Source organism: Stappia sediminis (assembly GCF_009826895.1).
GTDB lineage: Bacteria > Pseudomonadota > Alphaproteobacteria > Rhizobiales > Stappiaceae > Hongsoonwoonella > Hongsoonwoonella sediminis.
Genome location: NZ_WUMV01000005.1, coordinates 35,656 through 53,642 on the forward strand (window position 1 = coordinate 35,656; position 17,987 = coordinate 53,642).

Sequence of the window (17,987 nt, forward strand, 5' to 3'; positions counted from 1 at the left end):
GCGCCATCTTGTCGTCGCTCGTCGTCGAATATGCCCGGCATGTCCTTCCTCCTCACTCCTAAATCTGACGCATTTTCTCCACGGCGCTGCAAAGCGTAAAATCATCACCACGACCTAGGATCGTCGCGCAAGCCACCCGCCAGGCGGGCGTTTCACGCTTTACTGGAAGAAAAATTCGTCCATGCGATGTATTCCGAAGTGCGCCCCCGGATCCCAGCCGTAGATACCTTCCTTTGGGACATTCTCCAACCCCTTGACCACGACGGGCTGGCGCACTTCCGAAACGAGACCGATATGGATCGTCTCGTTGGCGTGAATATCAAGCATTTCCTTCCAGATCTTTTCACGCGCTTCCCGAGAGGAGGAAACGAGCCAGGAATTGTAAAGCTCGATCAGGCGTTCGGCCGGCGCCCAATCGGGTTCTTCACCCGTCTTGCCATCCGTCTCGTAGTAGTCGCCCCACAGCGCCCAGGACAGGAAAACCCCCTGCGTCGGCGCATAATCCTCCGGCGGCATGTCCGGCGTCGGAATGCCGTTCTCGAACCCCGACCAGACGGACATGACGAGATCGCCCGACATCGCCCGGTCGCGGATCGTGTCGCGCTGGCTGGGCTTGGCAAAAAGCTTCACGCCTATGCCCTTCCACGTCTCGGCGATGAGTTCGAGCGCATCGAGCTGCGTCTGGTCCTCGCCCGCCGTCTCGACGATGATTTCGAGCGGACGGCCGTCGGGAAGCAGGCGGATACCGTCGCCGCGCCGCTTCGTCAGGCCGATTTCATCCAGCAGGGCATTCGCCTTTTCCGGGTCGTATTCGGCCCAGTCGGTACGGTAATGATCCTCGTACAGCGGACTTAGCGGCAGCACGATGTCATTGCCGGGCCTGCCGAAGCCGAAATAAAGCACCTTGTTTATTAGGTCTCGATCGATGCCCAGGGACAACGCATGACGGAAGCGCGTATCGCGGTTCAAATCCCGCCACACCGGGTCCTTCACCGTGAGATTTGGCAGGAGCGATATCTCCGAGCCTTTTGAAATCGGCCAGAGATAGGTCTTGTAGCCCGACTGGGCCTCGCCCTGCTTGAGCACGGTAATGTCCGAAAAGCCGATATTCCTGGCCTGAAGCTGAACCTCCCCCGCCTGCGTCTTGGCGGGAATGATCTTGCCGTCGGCAACGGTCATGATCACTTCATCCACATAGGGGAGTTGCTGTCCGGCCGTATCGACGCGGTGGTAATAGGGGTTCCTGACGAGCACGAACCGCCGTCCTTCCTCGCCGCCGCTTTTTCGTACCCACGGCTGCAGGCTCGGCAAATCCGCATTCATCGCGTCGTACATCTCGTCCTTCTTGTTGAAGAGAGGCGCCCATCCGCGAACCTTTTCCGCCTCTGCCATGGCTTTCAGCTTCGCGGGGTCTGCGTATTTGGCATGAAACTGCTTCAGATAATGCGCCGGCCTGTAGATGAACGGCGGGCGCGACTTGGCCAGTTCTGGAAGGAAGAGCGGATTGGGCTCGTCCCATGAAAAGCGCACCGTGGTCTCGTCGACGACCTCGAACGTCGGCGGTTCATTTCCCGAAAGCATGAAACGCGGCAGGCCGGACGGCTGAAGGTCCGGATTGGTCGCGATATCCTCGTACCAGAAACGGATATCCTCGGACGTGAAGGGATGTCCGTCCGACCATTTGTGGCCCTTCCTCAGGTGCAGCGTATAGACCTTGTCGTCCTCCACCTCCACATCGCGAAGGATGTCGGGCTTGAGTTCCAGCTGCTCGGTATATCCCACAAGCCGCGCATAGCCCCACACGTTGATGAGGCGAACATCCTTGGCCCTGCCGATCAGCGTGTCGATGGCGCCGCCAGGCTTGCCTATCTTCCTTCCCCGCTCCTCCAGTTCGACCACCAGAGGCTCCTGCGGCACGCGCTCGCCGACAGGCGGCAGGTCCTTGCCCACCCTCCCCGAAAGCGAAGGCGTTTCCTTGAATTCCAGCGCTCCCGCCGGGAACGCGATTGCCGCCGCCAGCAAGGCGCCGGCTGCAAAGTGACCGATGACGCGGATCATAGAACCGCCTCCTCCAATGCAGTTTTGTGTGTTTCTTTCGCAAAGGCAGGCGCGCAGACGAAATGGCCGGGCTCTTCCTCGACGAGCAGCGGCACATCATCGTCGCGCAATGTATAGGGCTCCGGCCACAGGGCAGGCTCCGACGCCTTGTTCGCATCAAGCTCCGCGAAATCGAGCCGAGCGTCCAGGTCGGGTTCCGGCACAGCCGTCAAGAGCGCCTTGGTGTAGGGATGCAGCGGATTGTCCACGACCTCCCGGGTCGGACCGACTTCGACTATGCGCCCGCGGCACATCACCGCGATCCGGTCCGCGATATAGTCGACCACCGCGAGATTGTGGCTGACGAAGAGATAGGTCAGGCCGAATTCGGACTTCAGATCCTTGAGAAGATTCAGGATCTGCGCCTGCACCGAGACATCGAGCGCCGACGTGGGCTCGTCGCAAAGGATGAATTCCGGATTGAGCGCGAGCGCGCGGGCGATGCCGATACGCTGGCGCTGCCCGCCGGAGAAAGAATGCGGATAGCGGCGCAGATAACGCGGGTCGAGACCGACGAGCCGCATCAGCTCGCGAACGCGTTCCGCCCGCTCTTCCGCCGTGCCGATTTTGTGGATGAGCAATGGTTCGGACAGGATGTCGTTCACCGTCATGCGGGGGTTGAGCGAGGAAAACGGATCCTGGAAGATGAGCTGCACGCGCTGGCGATAGTCCAGAAGCTTCTCGCGATCGAATTCGGCGACATCGGCGGGACCGTCGCCGCGATCGTAGAGAATTCGCCCTGCGTCGATCGGCAGCGCGCGCAGGATCGCCTTGGCGGTTGTCGTCTTGCCGGATCCCGATTCCCCGACAAGGCCCACGCACTCCCCGCGATTGATCGTGAGGTTGATGTCGTCGAGCGCGAGAAACTCCCGTGCCTTGGACGAAAACAGGCTGCCCTTGCGGGTCAGGAAGCTCTTGGAGACGTGCTGAAGCTGAACGAGCGGCTTGCCTGCAGCGATGGTCTTGCGCCCGCCGCCCGTCAGCAGATCGCCCGCCTCCATCTCGATCGGGCGGATCGGCACCAGACGCTCCCCCGGTTTCATGTCGAAACGCGGCACGGCGTGCAGCAACGCCTTGAGATACGAATGACCCGGCGTCTTGAAAAGCGACCGCGCATCGCCTCTTTCCATGATCCGGCCATGGTAGATAACCACCACTTCGTCGGCCATGTTGGCCACCACGCCGAAATCATGCGTGATGACGAGGACGGACATATGCAACTCCTGCTGCACGTCCTTTATGAGCTTGAGGATTTCAGCCTGGATCGTAACGTCGAGCGCGGTCGTCGGTTCGTCCGCGATCAGAAGCGCGGGACGGCAAATCATCGCCATGGCGATCATCGCGCGCTGGCGCAGGCCGCCCGACAGCTCGAACGGATAGGCATCGAGCGCGCGTTTGGGATCTGGAAAACGCACGAGGCGCAGCATTTCCTGCGTAAGCTCGCGCGCCTGCGTCGCATCGACGTTGCGGTGGAGTTCGGCAGCCTCGCCGATCTGGTCGCCAATCGTGTGAAGCGGCGACAACGACGTCATCGGCTCCTGGAAGATGATCGCGACACGATCTCCCCGAATTGCACGCATCTGCGGGCCCGCGGGATCCAACTGTGCGATGTCGACCGGCTCTATACGCGAATCGGGGTCGTGGAGGACGAGTTTTCCCGAGACGATGCGGGCGGACTTCGGCAGAAGCCCCATGATCGCCTGCGAAATCACGGTCTTGCCGGACCCGGATTCTCCGACCAGCGCGACCGTCCGGTTCTGCGGCACGGCAAACGACACGTTGTCAACCGCGCGCGTCGTGCCTTCCCCGGTTTGGAAATCGACGGTCAGACCGTCGATCGTCAGCACATTCACTTGCTCCGCCCTCCTCCCGGCGGCGCATGCCGCGACGGGAAAGCACCCAGGGTGGTGAATTTGAAATACACATTGTCTTTGCAGCCGTCTGCTAAGCGTATTTCAAACTCGAAAACCACACTAGAAACACGAACCAGGCCGCCACCCTGTTTGAATTCGAAGTTCGTTCGAAGCATGCTGCAAATAGAGACGAACTTCGGACCCTGGTGACCAGCCCGAAGAAGCAAATCCGTCCCGCGGGTTCCCCGTCCACGTTGCGGATCGCGCCTCAGACTATCCGCCAAAACGTCAAATCACAAAGTGATAATGACCTCGTAACGATACGTTATTTTTGAACGCCGCGACGCCGTTGGCGGACATCCGCGCAAACCGCCCGGCGCGCAGGTGGGAACCGTCAGGCTACGCCGCGCTGTCCTTGCGCGAATATGCGGCCTTCAGCCGGCCAGGAGGCGTTCGAGTGAACGCGCCAGACCTCGATATTCGCCTCGCGCCCACGCAGATGCTGTTCGCCGACCGGCTCCACGCCCGTAATTCCCGGAATGCGAGCGAGCGTGTCTGCGCTGGCAAGGATAACGGTATCGTCTTCCGTCACCACCGTGCGCCCGAGCGCCTGCAGCCGCTCGCAGGTGTTCACCGCATCCCCGACCACTGTGTAGTTCCAGCGGTCGTGCGCGCCGACGTTGCCTACAACCGCCGTGCCGGTGTGAACGCCGATACGCAGCCTCAGCACCGGTTTGCCAAGCCGCATCGCTTCCTCATTCGCCTTGTGCTGGGCGTGCGCCATTTTCAGGCAGGCGCGCAGCGCGGCCTGGGCATGGTCCGGCCGTGCATCGGGTGCGCCCCAGAACGCGAGCATGCCATCGCCAATGAACTTGTCGACCGTACCGCCTTCTTCTTCCGCGGCTTCCACAAGAAGGCGGAAATGCGCATTCAGCACGTCCGCCGTTTCCACCGCCGACATTTTTTCCGAAAGGGATGTGAAGCCGCTGATGTCCGTAAAGACGAATGTCAGCTCCGCCTCGCGAGCCTTCGAGGCGCCATCGAAGCCAAGCCGCATGAGCTTGTTGAAGAGCGTGCGCGGCACGTAGGTGTTCATGGCCCGAAGGCCTGACACCATGGCGTTGAACGCAAGTGAAACCTGGTCGAGTTCGCGTATGCGGCTGCGCGGCAGCGGGTTGACCTGCTCGAAATCGAGCTTTCCGACATATTCGGCGCGCGCGGCAATTTCCCGAAGCGGCCGCGCGGAGCGGCGGGCCAGCCACACGGCGACGAGAAAGGCAAGGAGAACGGCGCCAAGCCCGATTATCGCCGATCCCCTCAGGCGATGCACCTCGCGAGAAATGCTGGTCGACCTGACATATTCTCCCACCAGCCAGGGCTCGGTGCTGTAGCCCGAAATCGTCGCCGTCATGGCGATGTAGTTCGAATGTTCGGGGCCGTCTCCGATCCGGCGCACATCGACGCCCGCGTCCTCCGCCGCCTTGAAGTCCCCCATCACCGGCGTCGAGGAAAGCCGCAACAATACCGGATCGGCAAGATCGGCGATCGTGGTCGGCAGAACGATTTCCTTCTTCCGGCCCGCCTGCAGGTCATCCGTATCGGAATGCGAGATGACGGTGTCTTCATCCGTAATGATGAAGACCGTGGCATCGCTGCCTTCATCGAGTTCCTGCACGGCCTTGCCGATCTCGTCGGTGGAGACGGCAGCCGTCAGATATCCCGCCAGCTTCCCCCCTCGCACCAAGGGCACGGTAACGTTTGCGTAGACGCGCCCTTGAGACTCGATGAGCGGCCCCCAGGTGGGCGGGGCGTCGGGCTCCAGCTTGGGCAGAACGTAGCGCTGGGCGATCTCGGGCGTGGGATTGCGCCGAAACGGCCATAGCTTGCCGTTTTCATCCTGATAGATGCCCGACTCATTCTGCTCCGTGTCGGTAAAGACGATGACATCGATCGAGGGGTTCGACAGGATGGCGCCGGAAAGCGCAAGACGCATGAGATTGAAATCCGCCCCGGAAATATCGCCATCCTCGAACATGCGCTTCAGCGCCGCCACCGACTTCCCGACCGGTTCGAGGTGGCTTTCCACCCTTTCCTTGAGAGCGCGGACGATCAAAACGGTCTTGTCGTTGAGAAGTGAAAACGTGTTTTCGCGGTTCGCCATGACAGCGAGATAAAGTACGAGCAGCATCGACACCGCGACGAGCCCGCCAAATGCGGACGCGACGATGGTGGCCAGTGACATCCGGCCTGTCTTTTTGTCCTTCAAGGCGCTTACGGCCTGACGTCGCCTGCTTTTCATTCGCGCGAACACCTCTTCGTCCGCCGCAATATATGCGAATTGTGACGTAACGCGAGCATCACCGGCAAATCCGAGCGACAGGCCTATTTTCACAACAGGCCGCGCAGCGCGGGTTGTTTCCGCGGCGCCATCGGCATTAAGAGGGTGTAAGACATTCGATGAGAGGGCGATATGAGCGGTCTCGACTACGAGAGCGAATACAACAACCGGGCCCGGGTGCCGGAGCACCCCGAGATCATTGCCGGATGGCAGCGCGATGCCGCCGCCTTTCGCGATGCCGCCAACGGCCAACTCGACATTTCCTACGAGTTGTCGCCACGCGCGACATTCGACTTCTTCACACCCGAAGGCGGATTGGAAGGCGCTCGCGCCGTCGCCCTATTCATTCATGGCGGCTACTGGCAGGCGTTCGACAGCAAATACTTTTCGCATATGGCCGCCGGCCCGATCGCGCGCGGGCTTCCTGTGGCGGTCGCCAACTACGATCTTTGCCCGGCTGTAAGGGTCGGCGACATCGTGGAGGAAATGCGCAGCCTGGTCGGCGTCCTGTGGGAGCGTTACAGAAAGCCGGTACTCGCATACGGCCATTCGGCGGGAGGGCATCTGACCGCAGCCCTGCTTGCAACGGACTGGACGAAGCGCGGCCTGCCGCCGCTTCTGGTGCCTGCGGGCCTTGCCTTGTCCGGCCTGTTCGATCTTCAGCCGCTCATCGAGACGACCGTCAACGAAAAACTCGGAATGGACCGGGCCGAGGCAATCGCACTTTCGCCGATCGCGATGTCCGCGCCGCGCGGCACGGAATTGATCGCCGCCGTCGGAGGGGCGGAGTCGTCGGAATATCTTCGACAGTCCCGCGTGATCGCGGACATCTGGGGCCGCGGCGGGGTAACGACGCATCTCGATATTCGAAGCGACGACAACCATTTCACGGTGATCGGCCCGCTCACCTCGCCTGACAGCGATCTTACAAAATCGCTGGCCGCACTCGCGTAGGACCGCGGATACGCAAATTTTCACGCTGAATTGGCTATGCGGATGAGACGGATCAATGTCATCTGTCCCGTGACGCCCGAATATCGAAACAGGATTTGTCCGCCCCCCGGGTCAAGGCACCTGCTGCCGACAGGAAACCGACAATGCGCACCGAAACCGCAGGCGGTGTACGCCTGGAAGACTACCAGCCAGCCCCGTATACGATCGACCGCGTCGACCTCAACATTCGCCTCGCGCCGAAAGCGACACGCGTCAGCGCAAGGCTTGCGATCCGGCGCGGCGACAACACTGCCCCCGGAACGGCACTGGTTCTGGACGGCGACGACCTGAAGCTCACAGGCCTGCTTCTCGACGGCTCCGCCCTCACCTTCCAGGACTACGAAGCGAGCCCGAACCGCCTGGAAATTCCGGCCCCCCCGTCAGAGCCTTTCGTGCTTGAGATTTCAACCGAACTCGATCCCGACGCCAATACCAAGCTGATGGGCCTTTACCGCTCGCAAGGTACATATTGCACCCAGTGCGAGGCGCAAGGTTTCCGCCGCATCACCTACTTCCTCGACAGGCCGGACGTTCTTGCCGTTTACTCGACGCGTATCGAGGCACGGAAGGGCGAAGCTCCGGTCCTGCTTGGAAACGGCAACCTTATCGAAACCGGCGACGTCGCCGGCACCGATCGTCACTTCGCGATCTGGCACGACCCCCATCCCAAGCCATCCTATCTGTTCGCCCTGGTCGCGGGCGACCTTGCCCGTGTGCCGGGAGAATTCACCACGGCGTCCGGGCGGGAGGTAGAGCTTGGCATCTATGTGGAGCACGGCAACGAGGACCAATGCGGCTGGGCGATGGATTCGCTCAAGCGTTCCATGCGCTGGGACGAGAAGGCTTTCGGCCGAGAATACGATCTCGACGTTTTCAACATCGTCGCCGTTTCCGACTTCAACATGGGCGCGATGGAAAACAAGGGTCTCAATATCTTCAACGACAAATACATCCTTGCCGATCCCGATACCGCGACCGACCAGGACTATGCCAACATCGAGGCGGTGATCGCCCACGAATATTTCCATAACTGGACGGGCAACCGGATCACCTGCCGCGACTGGTTCCAGCTTTGCCTCAAGGAAGGCCTGACGGTTTTTCGTGATCAGGAGTTTTCGGCGGACGAACGCTCAAGGCCGGTGAAACGCATCAGCGACGTGCGCCTTTTGAAGTCGCATCAGTTCCCCGAAGACGCGGGTCCCCTTGCCCATCCCGTGCGGCCGCGCTTTTACCAGGAGATCAACAACTTCTACACCGCCACCGTCTATGAGAAGGGGGCGGAGGTCGTTCGCATGATCAAAACGCTTCTGGGCGAACAGGCGTTCAGGGCTGGCATGGACCTCTTTTTCGAGCGCCACGACGGCGGGGCGACGACTGTCGAAGCCTTCCTCGATTGTTTCCGCGATGCCTCGAACGAAGACCTCGACCAGTTCGCGCTCTGGTACGAGCAGGCCGGCACGCCGACGATCACCGTGAAATCGGATTACGACAGCAAGGCGAAGGTCTTCACGCTTTCCTTCAGCCAGTCCGTCCCGCCGACGCCGCGCCAGGCCGACAAGAAGCCGATGACGATCCCGGTCCGCTTCGCCCTCGTCGGCGAAGACGGTTCGGACCTTGCCTATGAGACGGTTTCCGGCGTTGAAGTGAAGGGCGATGTCCTGAAGCTCCAGGCCCCGGAACACAAGGTGACGATTTCGGGCGTCAACGAGCGGCCGATCCCTTCGCTCCTCCGCGGCTTTTCCGCTCCCGTAATTCTGGAAAGCGACATTTCGGAAGAAGATTATCTGCACCTTGCAGCAAGGGATGGCGATCCGTTCAACAGGTGGCAGGCATTGCAGACGGTGGCGTTGTCCTCGCTCACCGCAGGGATGGAAGCCGCAAGAGATGGTGCCGCGATAGAAGTCGACGGACTGTTGGTCCACGCGCTCGGCACGGTTGCGGAAGATGAAAGCCTCGATCCCGCGTTCCGCGCCTTGGCGCTGCAACTGCCCGCAGAGGCCGACATCGCCCGCGAGATCGGCTCCGATGTCGATCCTGACGCTGTGGCGGCCGCCCGCAACCACCTGCGAAGGACCATCGCACGGGAAAAGGGAGCGAGTTTCGCGCGGCTCTATGAAAGCCTTGAAATCGACGGCCCTTATTCGCCCGACGCCGCATCCGCGGGCGTTCGCGCGTTACGTAACACTCTTCTGGAATATCTGGCACACTCGGGCGCAGACGGCGATGCCGAGCGTGTGCGCGACCATTTCGCCAAAGCGGACAATATGACCGACCGGCTGGCGGGCCTGACGCAGCTTGTTCATGCCCGCCTCGAAGGCGCGGAAGATGCGCTTGCCGCCTACTACGAGCGTCACAGCACCCACCCTCTCGCGATCGACAAATGGCTCACCGTCCAGGCGACCGACGGGCACCCGGAAGCGCTCGAAAAAGTCCGGGCGCTGACGGCGCATCCGGCTTTTTCATTCGCCAATCCCAATCGCCTGCGTGCGCTCGTCGGCGCATTCGCCACCGGCAACCAAACACAGTTCAACCGTGCGGATGGGGCAGGCTTCGACTTCGTCGCCGACACGGTACTCGCGCTCGACGAAAAGAACCCGCAGGTCGCCGCAAGGCTGTTATCCGCATTTCGGTCATGGCGTGCCCTAGAGGCAACACGTCGTAAACTTGCGGAAAATGCTCTTCGTCGCGTTGCGGAAAAGGCTGATCTTTCCCGTGACGTCAAAGATATAGCGGAAAGATCGCTTCAATAACGAAAGGCAGGCATTTTCAACCGCGCCAATACTGCCACACAACATCCCGCGAAATTAACGCTCCATTAACCAAATTTTTCCTTCGAAGGACTGGACAGACTCTTCGAATAAGATTCAAATGTGAATGATTCGAACGAGCGGCGTGTATCGAATCATCGGCGGAAATCAACACTTTGGGGGCCAACAGGATGGCGCGGGCATATATTGCCAACGCGTCCGCGCGCCGATTCGCGGACTTCATAAAAAGGCAGAAGGGCGCGGCCTCGCTAACGGGGCATATTCGGCTTCTCGCGCAACCGGCCTATCACCGCCTCCTCGCGTCGGAACCGCTATTCCGCCGTCTTATTCCGGCTCTGTCGGTTATATTCATCGCTTCGCTTGCCATCTACCGGGCGCTTTCGATTTCCTACGACCATCAGGAAATCGCCACGCGTGCGCGGGACGACCTGTCCATGATCGCAACGTCGCTTTCGGCGCGGCTTACGCTTGCCGAAAGCGAATTGCCCGACATTGGCTTCGCCACGGCCTTGCAGACGGCGCTCTCCGACAATCTTCCTCCGCGCGCGACCAGCGGCGGGCGGCAGATTTTCGTTGCAGATGCGGACGGCACCATCGTCGCGAGCGCGCCTATCCGGCCCGGGCTGGAAGGCCGGCCCCTGGCCGGGCTGCTCGGCGCCGGCCAGCCACTCACCGTTTTCGGCGAACGCGCGGGCGTTCTCACTATCCATGAGGGAAGGGACAACGCCGCCCTTGCCACGGTCCATCATCTGGCCGGGCGCCTCGGCATGGTGGCGGTGATCCAGGCGGAAGATGCCGTTTTTGCTGACTGGCGCGCCGACGTTTCGGCGAATGTCACCCTTTTCGTCGGCACCGCCGCGGTTCTTATCGTACTGATCTACGCCTTTTTTTCCCAGGCAACCCGCGCCGAGCAGGCCGACCAGATTTATGCCGCCACACGGGGGCGGATCGATGCCGCACTCAACCGCGGACGATGCGGCCTGTTCGACTGGGACCTGTCGCGCGGGCGGATCTTCTGGTCGGCGTCGCTTTATGAAATGCTCGGCCAGGAACCGCGCGACGATATCCTGGGCTTTGCCGAGATCACGGCGATCGCCCATCCCGACGACATCGATTTCTATGAACTTGCCGAAACGCTGCTTGAGACCGGTGAAACCACGGTGGATCGCATGTTCCGCATGCGCCACGCCAACGGCAGCTGGGTCTGGCTGCGCGCCCGCGCGGAGGTCCAGTCGGAGCCCGGCCTTGCGGAACCGCACCTGATCGGCATTTGCATCGACGTTACCGAACAGAAGAAACTCGCCGAGGAAAGCCGCACCGCGGACCTGCGCCTGCGCGATGCGATCGAGACCATATCGGAAGCCTTCGTGCTGTGGGATTCCGAAAACCGCCTCGTCATGTGCAATTCCAACTATCAGACACTGCATGACCTGCCGCCAAGCCTAATCCGCACCGGCACGCCCTATACGCAGGTAATGGCGACGGCACGCCAGCCCGTCGTCAATACCAGTGCGATCGGCGCGACCATCAACGACGCTTCATCGAGCTACGAAGCCCAGCTGGAGGATGGCCGCTGGCTTCAGATTTCAGAGCGCCGCACCAAGGACGGGGGGTTCGTCTCGGTCGGTACGGATATCACCGCGCTGAAGCGGCACGAAGAAAAGCTGATGGAAAGCGAGAGGCGGCAAATCGCGACGATCGCGGATCTTCGCCAGTCGCGCCAGAAGCTCGAGGTTCAGGCTCAGCAACTTGTCGAACTGGCCGAGAAATATTCGGAAGAAAAGACCCGCGCCGAGGATGCCAACAAGGCGAAATCCGAATTCCTCGCCAATATCTCGCACGAGCTTCGCACGCCGCTCAACGCGATCATCGGCTTTTCGGAGATCATGAACCAGGAGATGTTCGGCAAGCTCGGCTCCGACAAATATCAGGAATACTGCAAGGATATCCACGAAAGCGGCCGCTATCTGCTGAATGTGATCAACGACATTCTCGACATGTCGAAGATCGAAGCCGGCCGCATGGAGCTGAAGAGCGAAAAGGTCGATCTTGGCGAGATCGTTCAGGAAGTCACGCGCATCATCACCCCGACTGCGAAGGAAAAGCACATCGTCGTCGAGGCGCAGGCCGATGAAGACCTGACGCTCTCCGGCGATCGCCGCGCGCTGAAGCAGATCCTTATCAACCTCATGGCTAACGGCGTTAAATTCACGCAGGATGGCGGCACCGTAAGGATCGAGGCATCACGCACGGACGAGACGTTTGATGTCGTCGTCACCGACACTGGCATCGGCATAGCGCGCGAACATGTGCCGATGCTCGCCCAGCCGTTCGTGCAGGTCGAAAACCAGTTCACCAAGACGCACAAGGGATCCGGCCTCGGGCTCGCCATTGCCCGCTCGCTCACGGAACTGCATGGCGGCAGCATGGATATCCAGTCCGAGGAAGGCGTCGGCACGCGCGTTCACCTGCGCCTTCCCGTTAGCGGGCAGCCGCCGGCAGATGGCCAGTCTGCAGCGGCCCCTGAAGAAGCCTGAGCCAGCAGCAGGCCTTTTCATCCGCCAAGCGGCAGACAAACGGGTTTTTCGCGCCAGACGCCCGTAAGCCACCAAACCGGGCGCCGAAAATCAATCCTCGACGCGTACGGGGCCGACGATCTTTTCAAATGTCGATCTTACGCTTGCCTGCATGTCTGCAAGCTTCGCCTGAAGCCGCGCGAAATCCGGTTCGCCGCTCGCGCGCACCAGAAGGTCGATCACGCCGCGCGGAGCTTCCTCCGGTTTGAAGGCCCCCTCCATCGCAAGCCTCAGCACCTGCGTCAGCGCGTGATACATGCGGATCGCCGGCACCAGCACCTCGGCATCGCCCGGATCAAGCACGCCGGCCTCCGCCGCCTTGCCAAGGGCGGTTTCCGTCGTCTGGTTCAGCATATCCGGGCAGGCAGCAGCATGAACGAGCTGCAAATACTGGGCGATGAACTCGATATCGACCAGCCCGCCGGCCACCTGCTTCAGGTCCCAGATGTCTTTCGTGCCCTTTTCCTTTTCGATGCGGGCACGCATGCTGGCAACCTCGCCCGCAACGGTCGCCAGATCGCGTGGCTTGCAGAGCGTGTCGCAGATCGATCTTTCGATCTTTTCGCGAAATTCATCGCTCGACGACGCGATCACCCGCGCCCGCGTGAGCGCCATATGCTCCCACGTCCATGCGCGGTTCGCCTGATAGTCCTCGAAAGCTGAAAGCCTTGTCGCCAGCGGCCCCGCGTTTCCGGACGGGCGCAGGCGAAAATCGACGTCATAGAGCTGGCCTTCGGCGGTCGGGGCGGAAAGCGCGGTGACAAGACGTTGCGTCAGGCGGATATAGTACGGACCGGGTTCCAGCGGGCGCTGACCATCGGTCTTCTGAACGCCTTCGTCGAAATCGTAAAGCAGCATGAGATCGAGATCGGAGGACGCCGTCATTTCCCGCCCGCCGAGCTTGCCCATGGCGACGATCGCATAGTCGCCGCCCTGCAGCATGCCGTGGGTCTCGCCAACGTGCTCGACGACGCGCTCCATCAGCATCTGTACGACCACCTCGGCAAGCCGCGCCTGCGCGTGGCCGACCTGCAGGGCGTTCAGCGTATCCGACAGTAGCCGCAGGCCGATGAGGAACTGCTGTTCTTGCGTGAAGATGCGCGCACGGTCGAGTGCATCTTCATAAAACCGCGCAAGTTTGAGTGTTCGTTCAAGCCCTGCCCGAAATTCGGCAGCGCGCGGCATCGCATCGAAAAATGCCGGATCGAGCACCGCATCGAGCACATGAACGCGGCGAGAGACGACCTGCGCAAGCCGTGGCGCGGCCCCCATCACCGTCGCCAGCAGGTTCAACAGCTGCGGATTGGAGCGCAGCAGTGAAAAAAGCTGCACCCCCGCCGGCAGCTTCGACAAGAAGCCGTCGAAGGCGATCAGTGCCTGATCCGCGTTGTCCGTGCGCGCCAGCGCGTCGATCAGCAAAGGGTGAAGTTCGGTGAGCCGTTCGCGCGCCTTGGTGGAGCGCACAGCCGGATATCGCCCGAAATGCCAGGACTTGATGATACGGCAGGCATCTTGCGGCCGTTTGAAGCCAAGGCGCGACAGCGTTTCCAGCGTTCCGGGATCGTCGTCGTCGCCGGTGAAGACGAGATTGCCGAGGTCGGAGGCAAGCTCCGGCTCATCCTCGAACAACGCGGCATAGTGGCCCTGAACGGCGACGAGCCGCGCCCTGACTGCATCCTTGAAATCGGCGATGTCCTCGAAGCCCATCAGCGCGCCTATCCGCGCAAGGCCCGCATCGTCGGAAGGCAGCGTATGTGTCTGCTCGTCATTGACCATCTGGATGCGGTGTTCGACGGCGCGCAGGAAGACATACGCCTCCTCCAGTTCGGCACGCGCGCTTTCCTCGATCCAGCCGAGTTCGGCAAGTTTTCCAAGCGTATCAAGCGTTCGCTTTCCCCGCAGGTCCGGAATGCGGCCGCCGGCGATCAGCTGCTGTGTTTGCGCGAAGAACTCGACCTCGCGGATGCCGCCACGTCCAAGTTTCACATTGTGGCCGGCAACCGCGATCCGCCCGTGCCCCTTTTGGGCGTGGATTTGCCGCTTGATCGAATGGACATCGGAAATCGCCGCGTAATCCAGGTACTTGCGCCAGATGAAGGGAGAGATCTCGCGCAAGAACCCCTCCCCCGCCCGGATATCGCCCGCGCAGGCACGCGCCTTGATGAGCGCGGCCCGCTCCCAGTTCTGCCCCATGCTCTCGTAGTAGACCAGGGCGGCCGGAACGGCCATGGCAAGAGGCGTCGCGCCGGGATCGGGCCTGAGCCGCAAATCCGTACGGAAGACATAACCATCGCCCGTTCGCTCGCTCAGGATCTTCACGACACGCTTTGTCAGCCGGACGAACTCGACCGGCGCCTCCGCACTTCCCGCAAGCGGCGCCTTGTCCGGATCGTAAAGCGCAATCAGATCGATATCGGAAGAATAATTTAGCTCGAAGGCGCCGTATTTGCCCATGGCGAGCACGATGAAGCCGCTGTCGGCTTCGGGCATATCCGGGTCTTTCGGATCGAATTTCCCGCGCCGCGTCAGGTCGTCAAGACAGAAGCGGATAGCCGCGTCGAGGGCGGCATCGGCAAATCGGCTCAGGCCTCCGGTAACGTCATCGAGCGAAATCGCGCCGCCGATGTCGGCAAGCGCCAGCGTCAATGCAAGTTCCTTCTTGAGCTTGCGCAACTCCGCCATGAGGTCCGCTTCGTTTTCGCTCCTGAGGTTCCTGGCGCTCTCGACGAGCGTGCGTGAAAGCGCGACCGGGTCGCTGTCCATGATCGCCAGCAACCGCTCCTCGTCGGCAAGGCCGATGTCGCGCAGGTATGGCGCGTTGGTGAAGACGCCAGCCAAAAACGTTTGGATTTTTTCGGGGGAAGCGGCAATCAGCGGCGCGTCCGCGAACAGGCGCTCGCCGCTCTCGGTATCGCGCGTCGGCGGGATGATGGTCACACGATCGGCAAGCTTTCCCGCCCCTTGTGCCGGTTGCGCGCGCTCATCCCTCATGTTCCTTCACCCCCGATGCGCCGTCCTTGAGCGGCAAACGCAACACGGCCTTGAGCCCGGGTTCGCCGTCTTTCAGCTCCAGTTCCCCGTGATGCAGGTGCGCCACCGCCTGCACAAGGGAAAGGCCGAGGCCGGATCCCGGCTCGGAACGGCTTGCCTCCAGCCTCACGAAGCGGCGGGCGGCACGGTCGCGATCGGCTTCGCCTATCCCGTCCCCCTTGTCCCTCACGTAGAGACATGCCTCGCCTTTGTCTTGTTCCACGCCGATGACGACGCTGGCAATCCCCGTCTCGGAATCCTTGCCGTATTTGAGCGCATTTTCTGTGAGATTGACCAGTGCCTGGGCAAGAAGCTCCCTGTTTCCACTCACTGTCAGATCCTGCGAGGGGCCGAGTTCGAGTGTTGCGCCCTCGTCCTCCGCCAGGGGCTCGTAGAGCTCCGCGATCTCGCCAGCAAGGGCGCCCAGGTTCACGTCGTGCATCTCTGCGTCGGAAGACCCTGCCTCGACCCGGGCGATCCGCAAGAGCGCGTTGAAGGTTCGGATCAGGTAGTCGCAATCCTCGATCGTCGCTTCCAGCGCCTGTCTCGCACCGGCGCCGTTTTCGTCCGTGTTCTCGCGCAGTGCGCTCTCGACGCGATTGCGCATGCGCGTCAGCGGCGTTTTCAGATCATGCGCGATATTGTCGGAAACGTCCTTCAGCCCGTAAAGCAGCGCTTCGATGCGCTCCAGCATTTGATTGAGGCTCGTCGCAAGGCGGTCGAATTCGTCACCGCTGCCATCGACCGGCAAACGCTCGCTCAGGTCACCGTTCATGATGCGCCTGCTCGTCGCCGCCATGGCGTCTATGCGCTTGAGAACGCGCCGGCTGACGAAAACCCAGGTGAGTAGCCCGAGCAGCACCACGACGACAAGCCAGTAGCGTAGTGATTCCGCCAGCACGCCGCGGAAATACTGCTGTTCGGCAAGGTCCCGGCCAACGAGGATGCGATATCCCCCCGTCAGCCCGAACACGCGCACCAGGGCTTCGTAGGATTTTTCGTTCTCGAACCGGGTGTAGCGCACCCGCTGTATCTGGCCGTCGGCTTCGGCGAGGACGGCGGAGGAAAGCTGCTGGATGTTGCCGGCAAGCGAATTGCCGGCAAAATCCGTCACGAGGTAGAGGCTTGCACCCGGCTGGCGGGAGCGCGCGTCCACCGCGGCAACCAGCCGGCGAATGCCGCCAATCCGGTATTGATCGGAAAGTCCGGTAATCTCCGCGTCGACCGTTTCAACGATCTGGTCGCGCATCACGCTTGCCGTTTGCTGGGATACATAGACGAGCAGCACCGCGGATGCGGCGGTAAGGACGCCGAGATACATCACGGCGAGCTTGATCGCCGTCGTTCGAAGAAGTTTACCCAGCGCCGTCACGTATCGAGTATCCCGCCCCGCGGATCGTGTGAAGCAGCGGCTTTTCGAACTCCTTGTCGATCTTGGACCTCAGCCGCGAAATATGCACGTCGATCACGTTCGTCTGCGGATCGAAGTGATATTCCCAGACGTTTTCAAGCAGCATTGTCCGCGTCACCACCTGGCCGGCGTGCTGCATGAGATATTCAAGCAGTTTGAATTCCCGTGGCTGAAGCGGGATTTCCTGCCCCTCCCGGCGCACCGTGTGGCTGAGTCGGTCGAGCGTCAGCCCGCCGACGCTGTAACTCGTCTCCAGAGCGCCCTGCTTCGTCCTTCGGCCAAGCGCCTCGACCCGGGCCAGCAGTTCGGAAAACGCATAGGGTTTGGGCAGATAGTCGTCACCGCCCGCGCGAAGTCCCTTGACCCGGTCGTCGACCTGGCTCAGGGCGGACAGGATCAGCACCGGCGTATTGTTGTCGCGCTCGCGAAGTTCCGAGACGACGGACAGCCCGTCGCGTTTGGGCAGCATCCGGTCCACGACCAGCACGTCGTAGTCGGTGTCGAGGGCAAGCTCGAACCCTTCCTCGCCATCTGCGGCATGGTCCACCACATGGCCAGCCTCTTTCAGCGCCTTGACCAGATAGGCCGCAGCTTCCCTGTCGTCTTCGATGATCAGGATCCGCATGAGTCTGCTCGCTGGTTGACGGAGCATATCCACACGAAGCGCAATTCGCTCCGTAAATCAAGAATATGCTGCAAAATTCAAGCTCCAGCCCGCTTTCTTGCCTTGAAACCTTGTGATTTCATGAAGCGCTTGCGCGGGGCCGGAACGTAAAATCCGGCGGCAGTTCGATCTGCCGCCGGGTGGGCCGGTTGCGTCGGGGCGACAATTGTCAACAACCGACATGGCGGGGGGGGCCGGCCCGGGGGGGGGCCGGGGGCGCCCCCCCGCACCCAGGCGCGGCGCCTGGCGGCCGGGGG

Annotated in this window: 9 protein-coding genes; 3 read left to right on the forward strand and 6 right to left on the reverse strand. The window is 61.5% G+C overall.

Features of this window, described 5'->3' with window-relative positions; all coding sequences use genetic code 11:
* Nucleotides 1–159 precede the first annotated feature (159 nt).
* The 3 genes from GR183_RS12245 to GR183_RS12255 form a co-directional block, all read right to left on the reverse strand.
* Nucleotides 160–2,058 (reverse strand): ABC transporter substrate-binding protein, encoded by a 1,899-nt coding sequence (locus GR183_RS12245; RefSeq protein ID WP_160775934.1) that lies wholly within the window; start codon nucleotides 2,056–2,058, stop codon nucleotides 160–162.
* Entirely contained in the window at nucleotides 2,055–3,950 is a 1,896-nt protein-coding gene (locus tag GR183_RS12250; protein ID WP_160775935.1) for an ABC transporter ATP-binding protein, read from the reverse strand. Before GR183_RS12250 ends, GR183_RS12245 begins: the two co-directional genes overlap by 4 nt.
* A gap of 394 nt (nucleotides 3,951–4,344) precedes the next feature.
* Nucleotides 4,345–6,249: an adenylate/guanylate cyclase domain-containing protein gene (locus GR183_RS12255; protein WP_160775936.1), complete on the reverse strand. Its 1,905-nt coding sequence runs from the start codon at nucleotides 6,247–6,249 to the stop codon at nucleotides 4,345–4,347.
* A 171-nt stretch (nucleotides 6,250–6,420) separates the two neighbouring features.
* Here GR183_RS12255 and GR183_RS12260 point away from each other — a divergent pair, with 171 nt between their 5' ends.
* The 3 genes from GR183_RS12260 (at nucleotide 6,421) to GR183_RS12270 (ending at nucleotide 12,586) form a co-directional block, all read left to right on the forward strand.
* On the forward strand, nucleotides 6,421–7,242 hold the full coding sequence (locus tag GR183_RS12260) for an alpha/beta hydrolase (RefSeq protein WP_160775937.1): 822 nt from the start codon (nucleotides 6,421–6,423) through the stop codon (nucleotides 7,240–7,242).
* A gap of 143 nt (nucleotides 7,243–7,385) precedes the next feature.
* Nucleotides 7,386–10,031: an aminopeptidase N gene (gene pepN, locus GR183_RS12265; RefSeq protein ID WP_160775938.1), complete on the forward strand. Its 2,646-nt coding sequence runs from the start codon at nucleotides 7,386–7,388 to the stop codon at nucleotides 10,029–10,031.
* Between the two features lie 188 nt (nucleotides 10,032–10,219).
* Nucleotides 10,220–12,586, forward strand: coding sequence for an ATP-binding protein (locus GR183_RS12270; RefSeq protein ID WP_160775939.1), 2,367 nt, complete (start codon nucleotides 10,220–10,222; stop codon nucleotides 12,584–12,586).
* Nucleotides 12,587–12,676: 90 nt separating this feature from the next.
* Here the strand turns inward: GR183_RS12270 and GR183_RS12275 are convergent, their stop codons facing one another.
* From GR183_RS12275 to GR183_RS12285, 3 genes are read right to left on the reverse strand one after another with little or no spacing between them, the layout of a single operon-like run.
* Entirely contained in the window at nucleotides 12,677–15,616 is a 2,940-nt protein-coding gene (locus GR183_RS12275; protein WP_160775940.1) for a bifunctional [glutamine synthetase] adenylyltransferase/[glutamine synthetase]-adenylyl-L-tyrosine phosphorylase, read from the reverse strand.
* On the reverse strand, nucleotides 15,606–17,027 hold the full coding sequence (locus tag GR183_RS12280) for a sensor histidine kinase (protein WP_160775941.1): 1,422 nt from the start codon (nucleotides 17,025–17,027) through the stop codon (nucleotides 15,606–15,608). The genes GR183_RS12275 and GR183_RS12280 overlap by 11 nt, the downstream gene beginning before the upstream one ends.
* Nucleotides 17,011–17,691 (reverse strand): response regulator transcription factor, encoded by a 681-nt coding sequence (locus tag GR183_RS12285; RefSeq protein ID WP_160775942.1) that lies wholly within the window; start codon nucleotides 17,689–17,691, stop codon nucleotides 17,011–17,013. The genes GR183_RS12280 and GR183_RS12285 overlap by 17 nt, the downstream gene beginning before the upstream one ends.
* Between the last annotated feature and the right edge of the window lie 296 nt (nucleotides 17,692–17,987).

Bases quoted from the DNA above. Each gene is read 5' to 3' on its own strand.
- GR183_RS12245 (WP_160775934.1), bottom strand. From the start codon at position 2,058: ATGATCCGCGTCATCGGTCACTTTGCAGCCGGCGCCTTGCTGGCGGCG.
- GR183_RS12255 (WP_160775936.1), bottom strand. From the start codon at position 6,249: ATGAAAAGCAGGCGACGTCAGGCCGTAAGCGCCTTGAAGGACAAAAAG.
- GR183_RS12260 (WP_160775937.1), top strand. From the start codon at position 6,421: ATGAGCGGTCTCGACTACGAGAGCGAATACAACAACCGGGCCCGGGTG.
- pepN (WP_160775938.1), top strand. From the start codon at position 7,386: ATGCGCACCGAAACCGCAGGCGGTGTACGCCTGGAAGACTACCAGCCA.
- GR183_RS12270 (WP_160775939.1), top strand. From the start codon at position 10,220: ATGGCGCGGGCATATATTGCCAACGCGTCCGCGCGCCGATTCGCGGAC.
- GR183_RS12275 (WP_160775940.1), bottom strand. From the start codon at position 15,616: ATGAGGGATGAGCGCGCGCAACCGGCACAAGGGGCGGGAAAGCTTGCC.
- GR183_RS12285 (WP_160775942.1), bottom strand. From the start codon at position 17,691: ATGCGGATCCTGATCATCGAAGACGACAGGGAAGCTGCGGCCTATCTG.